We start from the raw sequence: 20,293 nt of genomic DNA, 5'->3' as shown, positions 1-20,293 counted from the left end.
GGGGAAGCCAATCGCTATGACATGCGGACCTCCTTCGTAGAAGTGATCAGACCTGTTACTTATCAACAGGGATGATTTTCATCACATTGACGAAAAGCGAAAAATTGTGCCCTCAAAAAAATCTTGAGGGAGGGGTTGCATGAAGCGATTCGGCAAAGAAAAGGGCCTGCACCGACTTATGTTGGGGGCGGCTACTATTGCATTGGCAGTTCCTCTGCTCGCTAATGCCCAATCCAGTTCGGAGGCATACACGTATGACGCGCTGGGCAGACTTATAGAGGTAAAGACGAGCGGCGGGGTGAACAACAATGAGACCCGCTCTCTGTGTTACGACGATGCAGGCAACCGAACGAGCTACGTGAGCAGGTCCGATGGCGCCGCCTCTGGTTGCGTCAATACGGGGGAGGGCTCGCCTATTCCAACGCCCACGCCCACTCCAACGCCGACGCCTGCGCCGTCGATTTCCGTGGGTGATGCCTCTGCGCCGGAAGGGGGCGTGCTTGTCTTCACCGTAAGCCTGAGTTCGGCCTACAGCTCGAGCATCGGCGTCGCATACGCTACGGCATACGGCAGTGCGGGATCTGCAGACATATACCCGGCATCCGGCACCTTGTCCTTTGCGGCAGGTCAAACCAGCCAGACGGTTTCGGTTTACAGCAAGCAGGACATACGCGTCGAGGCCAACGAAACCTTCACGCTCAATCTGTCGAGCCCCACCGGCGGGGCGACCATATCCGACGGCCAGGGCGTCGGCACCATCACCGACGACGATGATGTTGGCGAGCCGACGTGTGGGGAATTTGTGTGCTGAGTAAAAGCGACCGCCTTGCAGCTTAAGGCTTTCACAATTCTACGTTGTTTTTCGGAAATCGGACGGGTCAATCTATGCGCTGCGATCTCAATTATCCCGCTGTTGCAATCGCTCTTGTCGCAGCATCGCTGCCGTACGCCGCGCGTGCCGAAGGGGAGTTGCCGCCGCCGATCGAGAATCCAGCGGTCGACGAGTTCGGGGTAGAGCTCAAGTCCGGCCGCTATGGCGGATTGAGCATTCCGCTGGTCTCCATCGGCGGTGCGGCGCCCTATGCCCTCACGTGGACTTATGCGCCGCAGGATGGGCGATACCTTTTCACGCAATCGACATTCAACGTCGACACGAGGCAGGTGAATTTCTCGACTGGCGATCTTCCCGATTTTTACGATGTGAAAGTCTTTCGCTATCCGGGTGGGGCGAGCAAGTTCCGTCGTAAATCGGGCACCACCGTCTGGCAGCCGGAGTATGCAACCGGCGACACTTTCGACGGGAGCACGTTCACCGACAAGTACGGCGTGAAGATTATCGAAGGCCCGGGGATGAAGCTCATCTATCCCGACGGTCGCGAAGTTTGGGCCGGGAGCACCAGCGGGACATTTGATCCGGTTGCGCCCAACATGCGTGAGATGCGTAACAATTTCGGCTTCTGGTTGAGAGGCTTGCGGGCGGTCAACATGGCTCGCGATTATTGTTCGCCAGACCTCAACCAGGCGTGTTCCGGTTTCACGGAAAATCGGACTGCTTCGGTCACATCGCCCGGATGGGACGCCGCGAGCCCGCCGGCCTCCGTATCGATGTCCCTGACAAATTCCGACGGAGAGGTCACCCAGGTCAAGTTCATCTCTGCCTGGGCGTACGATCGGGATCCTTGCCGCGTCATAAGTAATGGGTGGGGTGGTCAATCCTGGGGGTGCAGCGGCACCGGGACGGCATATTACTACCCGACAGAAATCAGGTATCCTGGCTCAACCGCCGCCGACGTCACCATCATATACGGGCGTCATGGGCAGCCCAGTATCAACGGAGTGGATAGAACCACTCACAATGACATTCTGATCGACAACCTATACGCCGATGGCGTCCCTGTAACTTACAACAGTAGAATCTATCCTTATAGTATAAATCAATACGCTACTATGGGGTTCCAAGTTCTTATTGATTCTTCCATAAATGGGAATCGCCACAAATCTTCGCAAGCGTATCAAGCGGGCGCGATCTGGCCTACAGGTCGTTTAATTCTGGAAGGTGTCCAGGATGCGCTGTCGAGAGGTAAACGGTATGGTTATAACGCCAAAGGGGATGTCGCGAGCGTAACGTTTCCCGAAGGGAACGGCGTCACCTATACATTTGACGGACGTTTCAATGTCATCTCGGCTCAGGTCAGATCGAAAGTATCCGGCCAGTATTTGACGACAACCTACGAATATCCGCCAAGCTGCACCACGGCGACGCAGGCCTATTGCAACCTGCCGACTGCGGTGATCGATCCCAGCGGAAATCGTACCGAATACACCTACAACGCCCGCGGGCAGGTTCTGACCAAAACCGAACCGGCACCCGCCCCCGGAGCCGCGCGTCCCGTAACGCGCCATCAATACACGATGCGGACGGCAATGGTCCTTAATTCGACGGGCGGCTATGTTCCCGCCGGCAGCGCTGTTTCCATGCTCACGCGCACCTCGACCTGTCGCACGGTCGAGAACTGCCAGGGCACATCGGATGAAGTCGTGACGCAATATGATTACGGCCCGACCGCCGGCCCCAACAATCTGCTGCTTCGTGGCGTAGCCGTGACTGCGGTCAACAGCTCCGGCCAGTTGGAAACGCAGCGCACTTGCTATGGCTATAATTACTTTGGCGAAAAGATCTCGGAAACGCAGCCCAAGGCTGGTTTGACGAGTTGTCCGTGAGCAGGGCTGGAGGGGTGCAGATGCGTAAATTTGCCTATGTGATCGGCGCTGGCGTGGTGGCGGCGGTCCCTGTTCAGCTCGCGGCCCAGTCTGCCTATACCAGCTACATGCGCTATGACGCGATGGGCCGTGTCACCGGCACCATCTCGCCCGATCCCGACGGTTCGGGCCCGCTCGGGTATCTGGCAACGCGCACGACCTATGATGCGCGCGGATTGCCGACCAAGGTTGAAACCGGCGAGCTGTCGATCTGGAAGGGCGAGGCCATTGCGCCTGCAAGCTGGGGTACGGCATTCAGCGTCCAAACGATCGCGGAAACGACTTACGATACGCATCGTCGAAAGGTCACCGATCGCATCAAGGGTGCCGATGGCACTACGGTAAGCCTCACCCAATACAGTTATGACGGCCTCGGGCGGCTCGAATGCCAGGCTGTGCGGATGAATCCGGCTGTTTACGGCAGCCTGCCTGCCAGTGCGTGTACGCCGGGCACGACGGGATCGAACGGTCCCGATCGAATTACCAGGACGCTCTACGATGCGGCTGGCCAGGTGCTGCAGCTGCGCAAGGCGGTGGGGACATCAATCGAAATCGCCGACGTCACCTACAGCTACACGAGCAATGGCAAGATCGAATATGTGATCGATGCCAATGGCAACAAGGCGAAGCTGGAATATGACGGCTTCGACCGGCAGACCAAGTGGATATTCCCCTCGGCGACCCGGCCATCGAACTACAATCCGGGCACGCAGGCTACTGCCTTGTCTTCCTCGGGCGCGATCAACGCGGCCGATTACGAGCAATATGCCTACGATGCCAACGGCAACCGGTCGAGCTTGCGCAAGCGCGATGGGTCGGTGATCATCTACCGGTACGATGCACTCAACCGCATGACGGTCAAGGATCTGCCCGCCAGAGCCGGTTTGGCGGCGTCCGACCGGCGGGACGTCTACTACGCCTATGACTTGCGCGGCATCCAGACCGAGGCGCGCTTCGACAGCCTGGCAGGCGTCGGCGTCGCCTATGCCTATGACGGGTTCGGCCGCCTGGTTTCCGAGACCCAGAACACCGACGGCGTCACGCGCACCGTGTCGTCGCAATATGACCCCAACGGCAACCGGACCCGGGTCACCCATCCCGATGGGCAATACTGGACCTTCGATTACGATGGCCTCAATCGCCAGACCAATCTGGTGCAAGGCACCACCGTGCTCGGCACGGCAGCCTACAACAATCGCGGCTTGCCGGCCCAGTTCGCATGGACCTATGCGACGGCCTCGGCGAACAGGTCGATCTACGGTTATGACAATGCCGGCCGGCTGAGCTCGCTCGGCATCGACCTCAACAGCACAGGCAGGGATGTGAGCTGGGGGTACACGCGCAATCCCGCCTCGCAGATCCTCATCGCATCGCGGAGCAACGACGCCTATGCGTGGGATGGACATGTCAATCTGGCGCGCAACTACACCGCCAATGGCCTCAACCAATATCAAAATGCCGGCAGCGCCGCCTTCTGCTATGACGCCAATGGCAATCTTACCGCCGATGGCTCCAGCGTGTACCTGTACGACATCGAGAACCGCCTGGTTCAGAAGCGGGTCCAGACCAACACCGATTGTGCCGCGCTCGCCTATGGCGGCACCTTGCAGGCGGCCTTCAAATACGATCCGACCGGCAGGCTGTACCAGGTGTCCGGCGGCGCACTTGGAACGCAGCGCTTCGCCTATGACGGCAATGCCCTGATCGGGGAATACAACGGTTCGGGGACGCTGCTGCGGCGCTATGTCCATGGTTCGAACGTCGAAGCGGATGATCCGCTGATCTGGTATGAAGGCAGCCAGGTAGCCTCTGCGGGCCGCCGGTACCTCCACGCGGATCCGCGCGGCTCGATCGTCGCGGTGACCGACTACCAGGGCACCGCGACCGCGACCAACACCTACGACGAATACGGTATACCAGACACCACGAGCGGTAACGACATCGCGACCAAGGGCCGGTTCCGCTACACCGGCCAGGCGTGGGTGCCCGAGCTGGGCATGTATTACTACAAGGCCCGCATCTACTCGCCCACGCTGGGCAGGTTCATGCAAACCGATCCGATCGGCTACGAGGACCAGTTCAACCTTTACGCATACGTCGGAAATGATCCCATCAACGCGATCGATCCGAATGGAAGAGAGACTTTTTATGTTGGCGGCGGGGGTGATGGATACGGTCATTCAATCGTGAAAGACTATGCGAAGGGGCGCGGCACCTATGTTCAACATTTCGAAGCGGTCGACTTTAGACAGGCGCTTCGCGATGCTGCCGACCGAGGCGAAAAAATAATTATCGTCGGCCATAGCTGGGGAGGTGCGAGAGCTATAAAAGCCATCGAAAGTAGTGGGGTTAAGGTTGATCTGCTCGTTACGGTCGATCCCGTTGGTAATGACTTTTCGTCGATACCAACTGATCAAATCGATCATTGGATAAATATCGAGGCAAACCCTCAAGAAAGAGATTGGTCTGACACTATCGCTTCTATTGGGGGAAAAACGCGTGGAACGGGACAAGCCGATGTGAATATGACCTTCGATCGCAATCACGATGAGTTCGGCGGAATGATGCGTGACGGGAACGTCCAAACATCCATTCGCGCTTTCGAAGCCCAAGAAACCACTCCTGCTCCTTGTCAACGTGCTGATCTGTCTGAGTCATGTTAAAGTCTATGCGAGACAATTGGAGTGGTCCTGTTAGAATCCTATGCCTCGGGATGGTATCTACACTCGCAATTTCGTGCACGTCACAGATCGAAGCTCAAAGCGCTCGTCTTGTCATGCTCGATGGGAAGAATGCTGTAATATCATTTGCGCTTCGAAACGAAGATGGGGTCCGGCAACTAACTAAAAGCGGAAAATATTACGTTGCTGTCGGCCCTTGCGATGCGCGAGGATCTGTCATGTATTACCCTGCTGATGTCGAAACCGACAGAACTGAAGGAACGACTGTATATTTTTCCATATTATTTGATAATGATGTGTCAGCATCGGAACTAACTTCACGATGCGCATACGTTAAGACAACTGGATACTCAGTATCAAAATTAGAAACATCATTCGTGAGAGTTCAAGTTGACCACTCTCCTTATTGATCCGACCCTGCCGGATTACGTATAGCGCACCGGACGGGATGTCTCCGTTATCCCATTGCCACCCCCACCGCCCGCCTGACCTCGTCGATCGCCCCGATCTGCGCGCCGTCGCGTAGTCCGAGCGCCTCAGTGAGCCTGGCGCGGCTATCGGTATAGAGCGCGACCGCATCCTTCGCCCTGCTGATCGCAACATAGACGGCGTGCGCATCGACGGTGTTGGCGTGGAAGCTTTCCAGATGGGCCATGACCCGCTCGGCGGTTTCGCCCTGGGCGGAATGGATGGTGCAGACCCAACCTGGCCAAATATGCCGATCGGCGAGCCGGGAGAGATCGAGCGCCTCCTGCTTGCCGTCCTCGCGCTCGATGGCAATGCCGCCCCGCTGCGGATCGATCCCGACCACGCTGGGGGTATGCCCGTTCAATCGCCCCGCGCCAACTAGGTCGACGATGCCTCTACGAGTTTGTGGCCCGACACCGCATCCCAATGCAAGCAGCCGCACTCGAACTTCAAGCTTTCGAGATCTGCCGGTGCGCAAGAGCCCCTTTCTCAAGCAGATTGAAGCTCCAATTTAAGAAGCGATGGGTGTTGCCAAAGAAGTCTGGATAGGCCCATCACAGAGGAGGTTTAACACCGAACCCCAAGCCCTTAGTGCCCGCACCAGGCAGGCGGCACTCTCCGTGGAGACGGCATGGGCGCTTACACCCCACCCATCACATGCTCGGAAGAAAATGGTGCTGCTGGGGAGGATTGAACTCCCGGCCTCACCCTTACCAAGGGTGCGCTCTACCACTGAGCTACAGCAGCACGGATCCGCCGCGGGAAACCTCGCGGGGTGGAGGCGCGCGCTAATGGCAGAGACCACGGATAAGTCAACCTTCGCTTGAGCCCCGGCGCGAATTTCGCAAGAAGCGTGCAAGATGACAGCCGAAAACGACAAGATGAGCCGCGAGGAACGCCTGGCCGCGAAATTGCGCGAGAACCTGCGCCGCCGGAAGGCCCAAGGACGCGAACTGGGGCGCGAAATGCGCGAATCGGATGCGCAAAGCCTTCCCAAGGGCGATGCGGGCAGCTAACGCGCCTTGCTCCTAGGGGAATAACGGGAGCCTTCTGTGTCGAAACTGATCCTCGTCCGCCATGGCCAGAGCGAGTGGAACCTCGCCAACCGCTTCACCGGCTGGTGGGACGTCGACTTGACGGCACAGGGCGAAGAAGAAGCGCGCGCGGCGGGCGAGTTGATGAAGGCAAAGGGCGTCCTCCCCACGACCGCCTTCACGAGCGTGCAGAAGCGCGCGATCAAGACGCTCAACATCGCGCTGGAAGCCTGCGACCGCTTGTGGATCCCGGTGACGCGCGACTGGCACCTCAACGAGCGCCACTATGGCGGCCTCACCGGCCTCGACAAGCAGCAGACGCGCGAGAAGCACGGCGACGAGCAGGTCCACATCTGGCGCCGCAGCTTCGATGTCCCGCCGCCCGAACTCGAACAGGGTAGCGAGTTCGACCTGTCGGACGATCCGCGCTACGCCGGGATCGACGTGCCGCGCACCGAGAGCCTGAAGCTCACGATCGAGCGTGTGCTGCCCTATTGGGAAGAGGCGATCCTGCCGCAGCTCGGCAAGGGCGAGACCGTCATCATCTCCGCCCACGGCAATTCGCTGCGCGCGCTGGTGAAGCACCTGTCGAACATTTCCGACGAGGAGATCACCGGCCTCGAAATCCCGACCGGCCAGCCGATCATCTACGACTTCGACGGCACCCATGTGGCCGGCGAACGCTATTACCTGAAGGACGCGTGAGATGAGCGCCCAAAGCTCACCCAAGGTCGCGATCGTCATGGGCAGCCAGTCGGACTGGGAGACCATGACCTGCGCCGCCGAAGTGCTCGAGGAGCTGGGCGTGGACAGCGATGTCCGTATCGTTTCCGCCCATCGCACGCCCGATCGCATGTACGACTTCGCCAAGGGTGCCGCGGCTGCGGGCTTCGAGGTCATCATTGCGGGCGCAGGCGGTGCGGCGCACCTGCCGGGCATGATCGCGGCCCTCACGCATCTTCCCGTGCTGGGCGTGCCGGTGCAGTCCAGGGCACTTTCGGGCGAGGACAGCCTGCTTTCGATCGTCCAGATGCCCGCCGGGGTCCCGGTCGGCACGCTGGCCATCGGCAAGGCCGGTGCGACCAATGCCGGGCTGCTGGCCGCCGCGATCCTCGCCAACCATGATCCCGCCCTCTCGCGAAGGCTGCAGGACTGGCGCCGGGCCCGGAGCGAGGCCGTGACCGAGCGGCCGGTCGACTGATGCTGGAGCGTGGGGGCACGATCGGCATCCTCGGCGGCGGCCAGCTGGGCCGCATGATGGCGATGAGCGCCGCCGAGCTCGGCTACCGCTGCATCGCCTATGCGCCTGAGGGCGACAATGTCGTGAGCTGCGTGTGCGACGACGTGTTCACGAACAAATGGGACGACACCGCGGCACTCGCGGCCTTCGCAGCCCAGTGCGACGTTGTCACCTGGGAGTTCGAGAACGTGCCCGTCGCCACGGCGCAGGCCATTCCCGCCGACCGGATCTTTCCGCACCCGCGCGCGCTCGAAACGGCGCAGGACCGGCTGGCGGAGAAACGCTTCGTCGAAGGGCTCGGCGGACGGCCTGCCGCCTATGCGCGGGTCGATTCCCGCTCCGATCTCGAAGCCGCGGTCGACCGGCTGGGCGCGCCGGGGATCCTCAAGACCCGGCGCGACGGTTACGACGGCAAGGGCCAGTGGCGGATCGGCTCTGCCCGCGACGCCGACGCGCTGCGCCTGCCCGACGTGCCGCTGATCTACGAAGGGTATGTCGAGTTCGAAGCCGAGTTCTCCGTGATCCTCGTGCGCGGGCAGGACGGCGAGATGCGCGTCTGGGATTCGACCCGCAATGCGCATGAGGGCGGGATCCTCGCGACCTCCAGCCTGCCTGCCGGACTCGCGATCGAGGCGCAGGTCGACGAAGCGCGCAGTCTGGCCGAACAGGTCGCCGATGCGCTGCGCTATGTCGGCGTGCTCACGCTCGAATTCTTCGCCACCAAGGAAGGCCCGATCTTCAACGAAATGGCCCCGCGCGTGCACAATTCGGGTCACTGGACGATCGAGGGCGCGGTCACCAGCCAGTTCGAGAACCACATCCGCGCGGTCGCGGGCCTGCCGCTCGGCGATACGGCGACGGTCGCCCGGGGCGTGACGATGACCAATATCATCGGCGATGCGATCACGACTGCGCAGGATTTTCTCGGCCAGCCCGACACGCATCTCCACGATTACGGCAAGGCCGAAGTGCGCCAGGGCCGCAAGATGGGCCATGTCACCCGGCTGGAGCGGTAATGGGCCTGTTCCTGATCTATGCGCGCGCGGCGAACGGCTGCATCGGCAAGGACGGCGCGCTGCCGTGGCATCTCCCGGCTGACCTGAAGCGCTTCAAGGCGCTGACCATGGGGCCAGAGAAGCAGGGGCGGCCGATGATCATGGGCCGCAAGACGTTCGAGAGCCTGCCCGGACTGCTTCCGGGCCGTCGCCACATCGTGCTGACCCGCAGGGAGCGCTGGGATTCGGCGGGTGCCGAGGTCGTTCGCTCGGTAGAGGAAGCGCTGGCAGCGGCGGGTGTGGGCGAAGACGGGGGCGAGGTCGCGGTCATCGGCGGGGCGGCCATCTACGACGTGTTCATGGAGCATGCCGACCGGGTGGAGCTGACCGAAATCCACGCAGATTTCGAAGGCGACACCTTCATGCCGCCGCTCGGCCCCGAATGGGAAGTGGTCGGGCGCGAGGATTTCGCCGCCGAGGGCGACCTGCCCGCCTACAGCTTCGTGACGCTCGAGCGCGCACGATGAGGCGGCGCCTGCTTATCGGCGCGGGCGTGCTCGTCCTCACCCTTGCCGGGGCGTTCTTCGCTCTCGGCCCCGGTATCGTCGAGCGCGGCATGAACCGTATCGATGGCAAGCCGCTGATCGAAGTGTCCGAGGAGGCAAAGGCGCTCCATGCGACGCTCACCATCGTCGACCTGCATTCGGACACGTTGCTGTGGAAGCGCGACCTGCTCGACGCTGCGGATCGCGGACACATGGACCTGCCCCGCCTGCAGCAGGGCAATGTCGCGCTGCAGGTGTTCTCCAGCGTGACCAAGACGCCCAAGGGGCAGAACTACGACGCCAATGGCGCCGATACCGACAACATCACCCTGCTGGCCGTCGCGCAGCTGCAGCCGATCCGCACGTGGAACAGCCTGCTCGAACGCTCGCTATGGCATGCCGAAAAGCTGGAGGCGGCGGTCGAAACCGCGCGCGAGCGACTCTACCAGGTGTGGTCCCCGACCGATCTGGAGCGGCTGCTGCGCGCCCGCACCGACGCGAACAGGCCGGTCGGGGCGCTGTTCAGCGCAGAGGGGCTGCAGAGCCTCGAAGGCAATCCCGACAATCTCGACCGGCTCTACGCCGTGGGCATGCGCATGGCGGGGCTGACGCATTTCTTCGACAACGCGCTCGCCGGGTCGATGCACGGGCTGGAGAAGGGCGGGCTGACCCCCATGGGCCGCGATGTCGTCCGCCGGATGGAGCGCATGGGCATGATCGTCGATATCGCGCATTGCAGCCACCAGTGCGTCGCCGACATTCTCGCCATGGCACAGCGGCCTGTCGTCTCGAGCCACGGCGGGGTGCAGGCGACCTGCGAGGTCAACCGCAACCTCACCGACGCGGAAATCCGCGGCGTCGCGGCAACCGGCGGGATCATCGGCGTCGGCTACTGGGAGGGTGCGGTCTGCGATACCTCGCCGCGGGCTGCGGCGAAGGCGATGAAGCATGTCCGCGATCTAGTCGGCATCGAGCACGTCGCGCTCGGCAGCGACTACGACGGGGCGACAACCGTGCGGTTCGATACCGCTCAGCTGGTCCAGGTGACGCAGGCCCTGATGGACGAAGGCTTCAGCGAGGACGAAATCCGCGCGGCTATGGGCGGCAATGCGCTGCGCGTCATCGGCGAAGGGCTGGTGCCCCAAGGAGGTGCGGCGTGAGGTTTCTCGACCATCGTGATCCGCTGCCAGAGAGCCTGCGTGGCGCGATCATCGCGCTCGGCAATTTCGACGGTTTCCATCTCGGCCACCAGGCGGTGGCGGGCGAGGCGATCCGCTGGGCGCGCGAGGAGGGCCGTCCCTCGATCATCGCCACTTTCGATCCGCATCCCGTCCGCCATTTCAAGCCCGATGCGCCGCCCTTCCGGCTGACCACGCTCGAGCAGCGACAGGAACTCTATCTCGCCGCCGGGGCGACCGCGATGCTGGTGTTCCATTTCGATCGCGAACTGGCCGGCACCACTGCGGAGGATTTCGTGCAGAAGCTGCTCGCCGAACACCTCGGCGCGGCGGGGGTGGTGACGGGCGAGGATTTCACCTTCGGCAAGGCGCGGGGCGGGAATTTTACGCGCCTCGTCGAACTGGGCCGCGAGGTTGGCATTGCGGCCCGCGCCGTGCCGCCGGTCCTCGACCACGGCGCGCCCGTCTCCTCCAGCCGCGTCCGCGATGCCTTGCGCGAAGGCGACCCGCAGGAGGCTGCGCGTCTCCTCACCCGACCCTTCGCCATTCGCGGCGTCGTCCAGCATGGCGACAAGCGCGGGCGCGAGATCGGCTATCCGACCGCAAACCTTCCGGTCGAACATTACCTGCGCCCGAAATATGGCATCTACGCGGTGACCGGGCGCATCCTGTCCACCGGGCAGGAGCTGAAGGGCGCGGCCAATATCGGCGTGCGCCCGCAATTCGATCCGCCCAAGGAATTGCTCGAACCCTATTTCTTCGACTTCTCGGGCGACCTCTACGGGCAGGAAATCGAGGTGGCCTTCCACCACTTCCTGCGCGGCGAGGCGAAGTTCGATTCGCTCGACGCCCTGATCGAACAGATGGGCCGCGACTGCGACAGGGCGAGAGACCTCCTCGGATGAAAACCTGGCTCAAGCGCCTCGGCCTCGCCGGGGCGGTGCTGTTCCTCGTGCTGACGCTGGTCAATGCCAGCTGGCTCGCGCCCGATCCGACGGGTTCGGTGAAGCTCATCGCGCATCGCGGGCTCTACCAGCAATATGACAAGACCGGGGTCGGGCGCGACACCTGCACCGCGGACCGGCTCGAACAGCCGGTGCACGATTACCTCGAGAACACCACCCGCTCGATCGCCCGCGCGGCGAAGCTCGGCGCGTGGTTCGTCGAGGTCGATATCGCGCCCACGAAAGACGGCAGGATCGCGGTGTTTCAGGACTGGACCGTCGACTGCCGCACCGATGGCAGCGGCGAGACGCGCGATCTGACGCTCGCGCAGCTGAAGGCGCTCGACGCGGGCTTTGGCTACACCGCGGATGGCGGAAAGACCTTCCCCTTCCGCGGCAAGGGCGTCGGCGCAATCCCCACGCTGGACGAGGCGCTGGCGGCTTCGGGCCGCGCGCGGCTGCTCTACAATTTCAAGAGCAAGGACCCGGCCGAGGCCGACCTGCTCGCCGCCGCGCTCAAGGCCGCCGGGCGCGACACGAGTGCGAAGGGCGATGCCTTCTACGGCGCGCAAGGCCCGGTCGACCGCATCCGCACCCATTTCCCCGAAGCCTGGGCCTTCAGCATGGAAGAGGGCAAGGCCTGCACCAAGGCCTATCTCGCGCTCGGCTGGAGCGGCTACGTGCCCGAGGCCTGTCGGGGCGGGACGATCTTCGTGCCGCTGAATTACCAATGGGCCTTCTGGGGCTGGCCCAACCGCATGATCGCGCGGATGGACGCGGTCGGCGCGCGCATCATGGTGCTCGGCCCGCAGGGCGAGGGGCGCCCGCGCGGGCTCGACCTGCCCGAACAGCTCGGCGCAATTCCCGCCAGCTTCAACGGCTATGCCATGGTCGATGACACGCTTGCCGTCATCCCCGCGCTCTTCCCCCGCTTCGACGACCGCCGACCGCAAGAATTCGAAGTGCTGCAAGCCGGCCTCGAACGCCGCCGTGTGCGGCGGGGCGATTGACGAAGGTCTCTACGTCACTTTGCAGTCATTGCGAGGAGCCGAAGGCGACGCGGCAATCCAGAGAGGGCAGGACCTGGATTGCTTCGCTATGCTCGCAATGACTAGTATTTGCAGTAGGCACGCGAACGGCTAAGGCGCGCAGCCTATGTCTGAACAGCGCGACTATCGAGACACGGTCTTCCTGCCCAAGACCGATTTTCCCATGAAGGCCGGCCTTCCGCAGAAGGAGCCCGGCATTGCATCGCGCTGGGAGAACGAGGCGCTCTACAAGCAGCTGCGCGAAGCGCGCGAGGGGCGGCAGAAGTTCATCTTCCACGACGGCCCGCCCTACGCCAATGGCGACATGCATATCGGCCATGCGCTGAACCATGTGCTGAAGGACATGGTCTGCCGCACGCAGAACCTGCTCGGCAAGGATGCGCCCTACGTGCCCGGGTGGGACTGCCACGGCCTGCCGATCGAATGGAAGGTCGAGGAGCAGTACCGCAAGAAGAAGCTCGACAAGAACCAGGTCCCGGCGAAGGAATTCCGCGCCGAATGCCGCGCCTATGCGCAGCACTGGGTCGATGTGCAGCGCGAACAGTTGAAGCGCCTCGGCATCATGGCCGACTGGGACAATCCCTATCTCACCATGCAGTTCGACAGCGAGGCGACCATCGTTGCCGAGCTGATGAAGTTTGCCGAGGCGGGCAATCTCTATCGCGGGTCGAAGCCGGTGATGTGGAGCCCGGTGGAGGAAACGGCGCTGGCCGAGGCGGAGGTGGAGTACGAGGACATCGTCTCGACCCAGATCGACGTGGCGTTCGAGATCGTGGAGAGCCCGGTCGAGGAACTTGTCGGCGCGCATGCGGTGATCTGGACGACGACGCCGTGGACGATCCCGGTGAACCAGGCTTTGGCTTATGGGCCGGACGTCGAATATGTCCTTTATCGCGTCCGAGGCGGTGAAAGTAATCAGGTGCTCGGCTCCTATCTGGTGGCCCGCGAGCTGATTGCGGACATCGCGCAGCGCCTTTTTCTTCCCGAGCATCAGCCAACGGATTGGATGGAAGAGCTTTGGTCGGGCAAAGGCTCCGACCTCGCCGGGACCGTCGCGCGCCACCCGATGCACCATCTCGGCGGGTTCTACGCCAAACCGCGTCCCTTCCTGCCGGGCGAGTTCGTCACCACCGACAGCGGCACCGGCCTCGTCCACATGTCGCCCGACCATGGCGAGGACGATTTCGAGCTGTGTCGCGCGAACGGGATCGAGCCGCAGTTCGCGGTCATTGGTGACGGGCGCTATCGCGACGACTGGCCGTGGCTGGGTGCGCATGACGAGCGCCGCCGCAGCGTCATCAACAAGCCGTTCAATTCGCCCGAAGGCCCGATCTGTGCGGACCTGCGCGAAGCCGGCGCGCTGCTCGCCGCGAGCGAGGATTACGCGCACTCCTACCCGCACAGCTGGCGCTCCAAGGCCAAGGTCATCTTCCGCTGCACCCCGCAATGGTTCGTGCCGATGGACAAGCACCTCGCCCATCTGCCCGCCATCTCGCGCGCCGAGCAGCGCTGGGAAGGCGAGGGCGGCGACAACACGATCGACGAGGCGGCAACTGCCGGTTCGCCGACCCTGCGCGAACTCGCGCTCGACGCGATCCGCGACACGCGCTTCGTGCCAGAGAAGGGCCGCAACCGCATCGGCTCGATGGTCGAGGGTCGTCCCGACTGGGTGCTCTCGCGCCAGCGCGCCTGGGGTGTGCCGATCACGCTGTTCGTGAAGAACGGCACCGGCGAATATCTGCAGGACCCCGAGGTCAACGCGCGGATCGTCGCCGCCGTCGCCGAAGAGGGCGTCGATGCCTGGGACGAGGCGCGCAAGGCCGAATTCCTCGGCTCGGGCTACGATGCCGACGAATACGAGATGGTCACCGACATTCTCGACGTCTGGTTCGATTCGGGCTGCACCCATGCCTTCGTGCTCGAAAGCGGGCGCTGGCCGGAAATGCGCTGGCCGGCCGACCTCTACCTCGAAGGCAGCGACCAGCATCGCGGCTGGTTCCAGTCGAGCCTGCTCGAAAGCTGCGCCACGCGCGGCCGCGCGCCCTACGACGAGATCCTGACCCACGGCTTCACCATGGATGCCAAGGGCAAGAAGATGTCGAAGAGCCTCGGCAACACGATCGATCCCTTGAAGGTCATGGAGCAGTACGGCGCGGACATCATCCGCCTGTGGGCGCTTTCGGTCGACTTCACCGAGGACCACCGTATCGGCGACGAGATCCTCAAGGGCGTCGGCGACCAGTATCGCAAGCTGCGCAACACCTTCCGCTACCTGCTCGGCGCGCTCGACGGTTTCGTCGGCGACATGGGCGATGCGGGCGAGGTGCCGGAGCTGGAGCTCTATGTGCTCGCCATGCTGGCCGATCTCGACGGCAAGCTGCGCCAGGCGGTCGATGATTACGACTTCAACGCCTACACGCGCCTGCTGGTCGATTTCTGCAACGAGGACCTCAGCGCCTTCTTCTTCGATATCCGCAAGGACAGCCTTTATTGCGATGGGCCGGACAGCACCAAGCGCAATGCCTATCGCACCGTGCTCGATCTGCTGTTCCATGCGCTGGTGCGCTATGCCGCGCCGGTGCTGGTGTTTACGGCGGAAGAAGTCTGGCAGAGCCGGTATCCTGATGGCGGCAGCGTCCACCTGCTCGAATGGCCCAAGGTGCCCGGCGTTACCGCCAATGGCGCCAGGTGGCAGCAGCTGCGCGACTTGCGCGAAAAGGTCATGGAAGCGATCGAGCCGCTGCGGCGCGAGAAGGTCATCCGCTCGGGACTGGAGGCCGATGTGGTCGTGCCCGCGAGCGCGGTGCCCGAAGGCTTCACCGACGCGGATCTCGCCGAGCTGTTCATCACCGCGTCAGTCACGCGCGGCGATAGCGACGCGGTGAGTGTGACCCGGACCAGCGATAACAAGTGCGGCCGCTGCTGGCGCCATCTGCCCAGCGTGCCCGAGGACGGCGCGCTGTGCGACCGGTGCGAGGACGTGGTCGCCCAGCTGGACGGCGCCGCATGAGCCCGGTGATGAAGCACCGCCTGATCGGTTGCCTGCTGGCGCTGGGCATCTATGGCGTAGACCAGTGGTCCAAGAATTACGTCACCAAGGTGCTCGGCATCGACGAGATCGGCAAGGCGATGGAGATCGTGCCGTTCTTCGACCTGCGCTTCACCCGCAATTTCGGCGTGTCGCTCGGCATGTTCGAGGCGACCTCGCCCGAAATGCGCTGGGGCCTGGTGCTCGTCACCGGGCTGATCGCGCTGGTGGTGACCGTGTGGATGCTGCGCGAGAAGCTCTTCGGCGATATCCTCGGCCTGTCGCTGATCCTCGGCGGCGCGCTGGGCAATATCAAGGACCGGTTCGACCTCGGCTATGTGGTCGATTTCGCCGACCTGCATTTCGGCGACTTCCGCCCCTTCCTCATCTTCAATGTCGCCGATGCGGCTATCACCATCGGCGTTGTCATCATCCTTGCGCGGGCCGTGTTCATGCGCGAAAAGGAGGTCGACGATCTCATGACCACGAAGGCGCCCGACGCCGCGGAGAATACCCAATGACGAAATTCGCCCGTATCGCCATCATCGCCGGGCTCGGCGCCATGACCGCGGCCTGCGGCGGGACCGGCCTGTTCGACCGCGACCGTCCGGACGAGTTCGCCGTGCAGCGCCAGGCGCCGCTGGTGGTCCCGCCCGACTTCAACCTCGAACCGCCCGCTCCCGGCGCGCCGCGCCCGGCGGAAGGCTCGACCGCAGAGCAGGCGCTCGACGCGCTGTTCGGCGGCCCGGCGCCGCGCTCGAGCGTCGAAACCAGCGTCCTCGACCGCGCCGGCGCGGCCGACCCGGGCATCCGCTCGAGCGTCGGCGATCCCGCGACCGCGACCGTCGCCAAGGGCTCGGTCACCCGCGACATCATCGCCGCCCCCGAAGGCGACGGCGCGACGGCCGTGGCGGTTATACCTAGCTGATAGTTTTCCGCACCGACCTCCGTCGGTGCGTCCTCGGCGCCATTCTTCCTTCGCTGCGCTCAGTCAGGCGCCTGCGGGCGGCCGGTCGGCCTTGCCTCGCTGCGCTCGGTGCTCTGGGAGAGGCCGGCCTTAGCTGAGGTCGAGCGTTCGGCCTTGTCCTTCGCATTCGTGCCCTTGATCATGTCGCGCATGGCTGACCATTCCGCGTCCCCCAGTCCGTGGAGGGCGCCCCAGAAGGTGCCGCCGGTCGCCTGGTAACCCGCGCCGTCGATGGCGATGGTCTGGCCGTTCACCCATTCCGCGCCCGGGCCCATCAGGAACACCGCGAGATTGGCGAGCTCGTGCATCTCGCCGTGGCGGCCCATCGGGTTGAGCTCGTCGTTCGAATTGCCGCCCCTGCCGCCGGGCGAAAGCCGCGCGCTCATGCCCTTGGTCGGGAAGAGGCCCGGCGCGATGGCGTTGAAGCGCAGGCCGTAGCGGCCCCATTCGACCGCGAGGCTCTGGGTCATGGCGTTGATCCCCGCCTTGCTCATGGCCGAGGGAACCACGAAGGCGCTGCCGTTCCACACCCAGGTCGTGAGGATCGCGAGGAAGCTCGCCTTGCGCTTTTCCGCGATCAGCCGTTTGCCGACTTCCAGCGTGACGTAGAAGGTCCCACGAAAGACGATGTCGCTGATCGCATTGAAGCCGTTTACCGACAGGTCCTCGGTCCGGCTGATGAAGTTCCCCGCGGCGTTGTTGACGACGCCGGTGAGCGGCCCGCGCTCCCAGATCGCATCCACCATCGTCCTGATCGCCTCCGGATCGCGAATGTCGCAGGCGTGGCCGATCACCGTGCCGCCATGCGCATCCATCAGTTCCTGCGCGGTCTCGTCGAGCTTGCCCTGCCGCCGTCCGCAGATGTGCACCTCCGCCCCCAGCCTGACGAAAGCCTCGGCCATCTCGCGCCCCAGCCCGGTTCCGCCGCCGGTGACGAGGATGCGCTCGCCCTGCATCAACCCATCGCGGTACATCAGCTTGGAAATATCCATCCTGCTCTCCTCTTCCGCAGCAAGGCATAGCGCACACGTGCCGCGAAACCAGATTGAATCGCGCCGCTGTATTGCCTAGCTATGACGGTATGGACGACACGCCTCTCACGCCGCTCGACCCGGCCTACGCCACCATGCTCCGCCTGCAGTTCGCGATCGCTGCGCTGGTCCTGCTGGGAGCCGCGACCGCGGCCGAAATCGCCATTCCCGGATACACCGGCGCGGTTTGGCTGCCGGTCATTCTGTTCTCGCTCTGGCTGCTGATCCGCATGCCGATGCGCCGCTATGCCGCGCGCGGTTATTCGCTGGTGGAGGAACGGCTGCGCGTGGTGCGCGGCATATTGTTCCGCTCGGACACGGTGGTGCCCTTCGGCCGGGTCCAGCATATCGACGTCAACCAGGGACCGCTCGAGCGGGTGTTCCATCTCGCCACGCTCACCGTGCACACGGCGGGCACGCACAATGCCTCGGTCTCGCTCCCCGGCCTCGCGCATGCCGATGCGGTGGCGATCCGCGAGGATATCCGCGCGGCGATCCGGCGCGACACGCAGTGACGGCGATCCAGCCTGCAATCGCGATGGATGCGCCTCAGCGCACCCACCCGCGCACCTTCGCGGTAAAGGCGGCGACGATGCTGACCCAGCTCGTCATTCCCATCGGCGTCGCCTCGGTGACGATCCTCGACGATGGCGATCTTGGCGATCTGGCGGTCTATTTCCTGCCCTTTGTGCTGCTCGTGATCGCCGCGAATTTCGCCGTCGCATACCTCCAGTGGACGCGCCTCACCTATGCCGTGCGCGAGAACGACATAAGGGTCGAGAGCGGGCTGCTGTCCCGTGCCGCGCGCTCGATTCCCTATGAGCGGATACAGGACGTCAGCCTCGAGCAGAAGTTGCTGCCGCGGCTGTTCGGGCTGGTCGAGGCAAAGTTCGAAACCGGCGCAGGCGGCGGCGACGACCTCAAGCTGGCCTATCTTGCCGAAGAGGAAGGTGACCGGCTGCGCGAGCTGATTCGAGCGCGCCGCGATGGGCGCAGCATCGCAGCCGAACTTGCCGAGGCCCCCACCGAAGAGGCTAGCGAAACGCTCTTCGCCATGCCACCGCGGCGTGTCTTCACCTTCGGATTGTTCGAATTCTCGCTCGCCGCCGTGGCCGTCCTCGGCGGTCTTGCGCAGCAGCTCGAATTCCTGCTGCCCTTCGAACTGTGGGATCTCGACGGCTGGCAGGAACGGCTCGCGGGGCCGGGGCAATGGCTGTCGGGTCTTGGCCCGCTGGCGAAGGCGGCGGGTATCGCCATCGCAATCGCTACGCTGGCATGGGTGGGCGTGACGACCGGCGTCGTGCGCACTGCGCTGCGCGAGTGGGATTTCAGGCTGGAGCGTACGGAGAAAGGCCTGCGCCGCCGCCGCGGCCTATTAACCCGCACCGACCTCGTCATGCCGGTACACCGGGTGCAGGCGCTAAAGCTGACGACCGGCTTCCTGCGCCGCAGGTTCGGCTGGTACGGGCTCAGCGTCGTGAGCCTTGCGAGCGACAAGGCATCCTCGAACCACGAGGCCGCACCCTTCGCTCAGATCGGGGAAATCGTGCCGATCGCGGCTGCGACCGGCTTCGCCCTTCCTCCCGAAGGGCTCGACTGGAAGCGACGCAGCCCGCGCGCCAGCATCGATAGCGCTCTCATCGAAGGCAGCATCCTGCTCGGGGTTTCGGCACTGGTATTTGTCTTTTCCCCCTATGCGTGGAACGGCCTGCTGCCGCTTGTTCCGGGAGCGATCGTCGCGCTGCGCCAATACTATCTCTACCGGTTTGACCGGCACGCCCTGTCCGGGCGCTTTCTTTATGCGCGACACGGCTGGCTTGCGCCGCGCATGATGATCGGCTCGCGCGTCAAGCTCCAGTCGGTCGAGCTCGCACAGGGGCCCCTCGCCCGCCGCAGGGGCTATGCCGACCTGCGCTTCGGCCTTGCCGGCGGCTCGTTCGAAATCGAGGGCATGGAGCTCGAAGACGCACAGGCTTGGCGACAGGCGGTGCTGGAGAGCCTCTCATCGACCGACTTTTCCGAGATATCGGGGGCCGCGCCCGACATGGAGCAGTCAGGCGCGTAACGCGGCCCATTCGGGGTTCCGGCGGAAAGCCGCTTCGACATAGGAGCAGTTCGGCGCGATCCTGAAGCCCTGCTCGCGCGCGTCCGAAACCAGCGCATCGACCAGCTTTGCGGCCACACCCTTGCCGCGCATTTCGGGCGGCACGAAGGTGTGATTCGCATGGCGCACCCCGCCACGCTCGACCCACGTCAGTTCGGCCTGCCGTTCGACGCCGGGCAGGTCCACCACATAGGCGCCCTTGGTTTCGTCGCCCTTGCGCTCGACGGTAATTTCGTTGCTGTCGCTCATCGCAAATTCCTTTCTGTGCA

General features: G+C 63.7%; 19 protein-coding genes and 1 tRNA gene. 16 read left to right on the top strand and 4 right to left on the bottom strand.

Going from position 1 to position 20,293, the window contains the following annotated elements; genetic code table 11:
- Nucleotides 1-139 precede the first annotated feature (139 nt).
- The 3 genes from K3172_RS01590 to K3172_RS01580 all read left to right on the top strand — a co-directional run bounded on the left by K3172_RS01590 (nt 140) and on the right by K3172_RS01580 (nt 5,423).
- A complete protein-coding gene (locus K3172_RS01590; protein WP_221586723.1) occupies nt 140-811 on the top strand; it encodes a Calx-beta domain-containing protein in 672 nt (223 codons plus the stop codon).
- Nucleotides 812-885: 74 nt separating this feature from the next.
- Nucleotides 886-2,721 (top strand): hypothetical protein, encoded by a 1,836-nt coding sequence (locus K3172_RS01585; RefSeq protein ID WP_221586722.1) that lies wholly within the window; start codon nt 886-888, stop codon nt 2,719-2,721.
- A gap of 20 nt (nt 2,722-2,741) precedes the next feature.
- Complete coding sequence (locus tag K3172_RS01580) at nt 2,742-5,423, top strand: RHS repeat-associated core domain-containing protein (RefSeq protein ID WP_221586721.1); 2,682 nt, start codon at nt 2,742-2,744, stop codon at nt 5,421-5,423.
- A gap of 475 nt (nt 5,424-5,898) precedes the next feature.
- Here the strand turns inward: K3172_RS01580 and K3172_RS01575 are convergent, their stop codons facing one another.
- Entirely contained in the window at nt 5,899-6,273 is a 375-nt protein-coding gene (locus K3172_RS01575; RefSeq protein ID WP_221586720.1) for an ATP-binding domain-containing protein, read from the bottom strand.
- A 308-nt stretch (nt 6,274-6,581) separates the two neighbouring features.
- A tRNA-Thr gene (locus K3172_RS01570) sits at nt 6,582-6,656 on the bottom strand.
- Between the two features lie 113 nt (nt 6,657-6,769).
- Here K3172_RS01570 and K3172_RS01565 point away from each other — a divergent pair.
- From K3172_RS01565 to K3172_RS01515, 11 genes are all read left to right on the top strand, one after another.
- Nucleotides 6,770-6,925, top strand: a complete 156-nt coding sequence (locus tag K3172_RS01565) for a hypothetical protein (protein WP_221586719.1) — start codon at nt 6,770-6,772, stop codon at nt 6,923-6,925.
- A 36-nt stretch (nt 6,926-6,961) separates the two neighbouring features.
- Nucleotides 6,962-7,648: a 2,3-diphosphoglycerate-dependent phosphoglycerate mutase gene (gene gpmA / locus K3172_RS01560; protein ID WP_221586718.1), complete on the top strand. Its 687-nt coding sequence runs from the start codon at nt 6,962-6,964 to the stop codon at nt 7,646-7,648.
- Nucleotide 7,649: 1 nt separating this feature from the next.
- Complete coding sequence (gene purE, locus K3172_RS01555) at nt 7,650-8,144, top strand: 5-(carboxyamino)imidazole ribonucleotide mutase (protein WP_221586717.1); 495 nt, start codon at nt 7,650-7,652, stop codon at nt 8,142-8,144.
- On the top strand, nt 8,144-9,199 hold the full coding sequence (locus K3172_RS01550; RefSeq protein WP_221586716.1) for a 5-(carboxyamino)imidazole ribonucleotide synthase: 1,056 nt from the start codon (nt 8,144-8,146) through the stop codon (nt 9,197-9,199). The genes purE and K3172_RS01550 overlap by 1 nt, the downstream gene beginning before the upstream one ends.
- Entirely contained in the window at nt 9,199-9,705 is a 507-nt protein-coding gene (locus K3172_RS01545; protein ID WP_221586715.1) for a dihydrofolate reductase, read from the top strand. The genes K3172_RS01550 and K3172_RS01545 overlap by 1 nt, the downstream gene beginning before the upstream one ends.
- Nucleotides 9,702-10,883, top strand: a complete 1,182-nt coding sequence (locus tag K3172_RS01540) for a dipeptidase (RefSeq protein WP_221586714.1) — start codon at nt 9,702-9,704, stop codon at nt 10,881-10,883. The genes K3172_RS01545 and K3172_RS01540 overlap by 4 nt, the downstream gene beginning before the upstream one ends.
- Nucleotides 10,880-11,806, top strand: a complete 927-nt coding sequence (locus K3172_RS01535; RefSeq protein WP_221586713.1) for a bifunctional riboflavin kinase/FAD synthetase — start codon at nt 10,880-10,882, stop codon at nt 11,804-11,806. The genes K3172_RS01540 and K3172_RS01535 overlap by 4 nt, the downstream gene beginning before the upstream one ends.
- A complete protein-coding gene (locus K3172_RS01530) occupies nt 11,803-12,855 on the top strand; it encodes a glycerophosphodiester phosphodiesterase family protein (protein ID WP_221586712.1) in 1,053 nt (350 codons plus the stop codon). The genes K3172_RS01535 and K3172_RS01530 overlap by 4 nt, the downstream gene beginning before the upstream one ends.
- Before the next feature lie 145 nt (nt 12,856-13,000).
- Nucleotides 13,001-15,904 (top strand): isoleucine--tRNA ligase, encoded by a 2,904-nt coding sequence (gene ileS / locus K3172_RS01525; RefSeq protein ID WP_221586711.1) that lies wholly within the window; start codon nt 13,001-13,003, stop codon nt 15,902-15,904.
- Complete coding sequence (lspA, locus tag K3172_RS01520) at nt 15,901-16,443, top strand: signal peptidase II (RefSeq protein WP_221586710.1); 543 nt, start codon at nt 15,901-15,903, stop codon at nt 16,441-16,443. The genes ileS and lspA overlap by 4 nt, the downstream gene beginning before the upstream one ends.
- The gene (locus K3172_RS01515) at nt 16,440-16,850 is read left to right on the top strand and encodes a DUF3035 domain-containing protein (RefSeq protein ID WP_221586709.1); all 411 of its coding nucleotides are present in this window, start codon (nt 16,440-16,442) and stop codon (nt 16,848-16,850) included. Before lspA ends, K3172_RS01515 begins: the two co-directional genes overlap by 4 nt.
- A gap of 59 nt (nt 16,851-16,909) precedes the next feature.
- Here the strand turns inward: K3172_RS01515 and K3172_RS01510 are convergent, their stop codons facing one another.
- Nucleotides 16,910-17,881: an SDR family oxidoreductase gene (locus K3172_RS01510; RefSeq protein WP_221586708.1), complete on the bottom strand. Its 972-nt coding sequence runs from the start codon at nt 17,879-17,881 to the stop codon at nt 16,910-16,912.
- 89 nt (nt 17,882-17,970) lie between these two features.
- Here K3172_RS01510 and K3172_RS01505 point away from each other — a divergent pair, with 89 nt between their 5' ends.
- A complete protein-coding gene (locus tag K3172_RS01505; protein WP_221586707.1) occupies nt 17,971-18,435 on the top strand; it encodes a PH domain-containing protein in 465 nt (154 codons plus the stop codon).
- Nucleotides 18,432-19,985 carry a PH domain-containing protein gene (locus K3172_RS01500; RefSeq protein WP_345725568.1) on the top strand — a complete coding sequence of 518 codons (1,554 nt, stop codon included), beginning with the start codon at nt 18,432-18,434 and terminating at the stop codon, nt 19,983-19,985. Before K3172_RS01505 ends, K3172_RS01500 begins: the two co-directional genes overlap by 4 nt.
- Here the strand turns inward: K3172_RS01500 and K3172_RS01495 are convergent.
- Nucleotides 19,974-20,273: a GNAT family N-acetyltransferase gene (locus tag K3172_RS01495; protein WP_221586706.1), complete on the bottom strand. Its 300-nt coding sequence runs from the start codon at nt 20,271-20,273 to the stop codon at nt 19,974-19,976. The two genes, K3172_RS01500 and K3172_RS01495, sit on opposite strands and share 12 nt — an antisense overlap.
- Nucleotides 20,274-20,293: the final 20 nt, after the last annotated feature.

Origin of the sequence: Qipengyuania proteolytica (genome assembly GCF_019711565.1) — a bacterium.
Classification (GTDB): domain Bacteria; phylum Pseudomonadota; class Alphaproteobacteria; order Sphingomonadales; family Sphingomonadaceae; genus Qipengyuania; species Qipengyuania proteolytica.
This window is presented reverse-complemented; position numbering and strand designations above follow the sequence as displayed.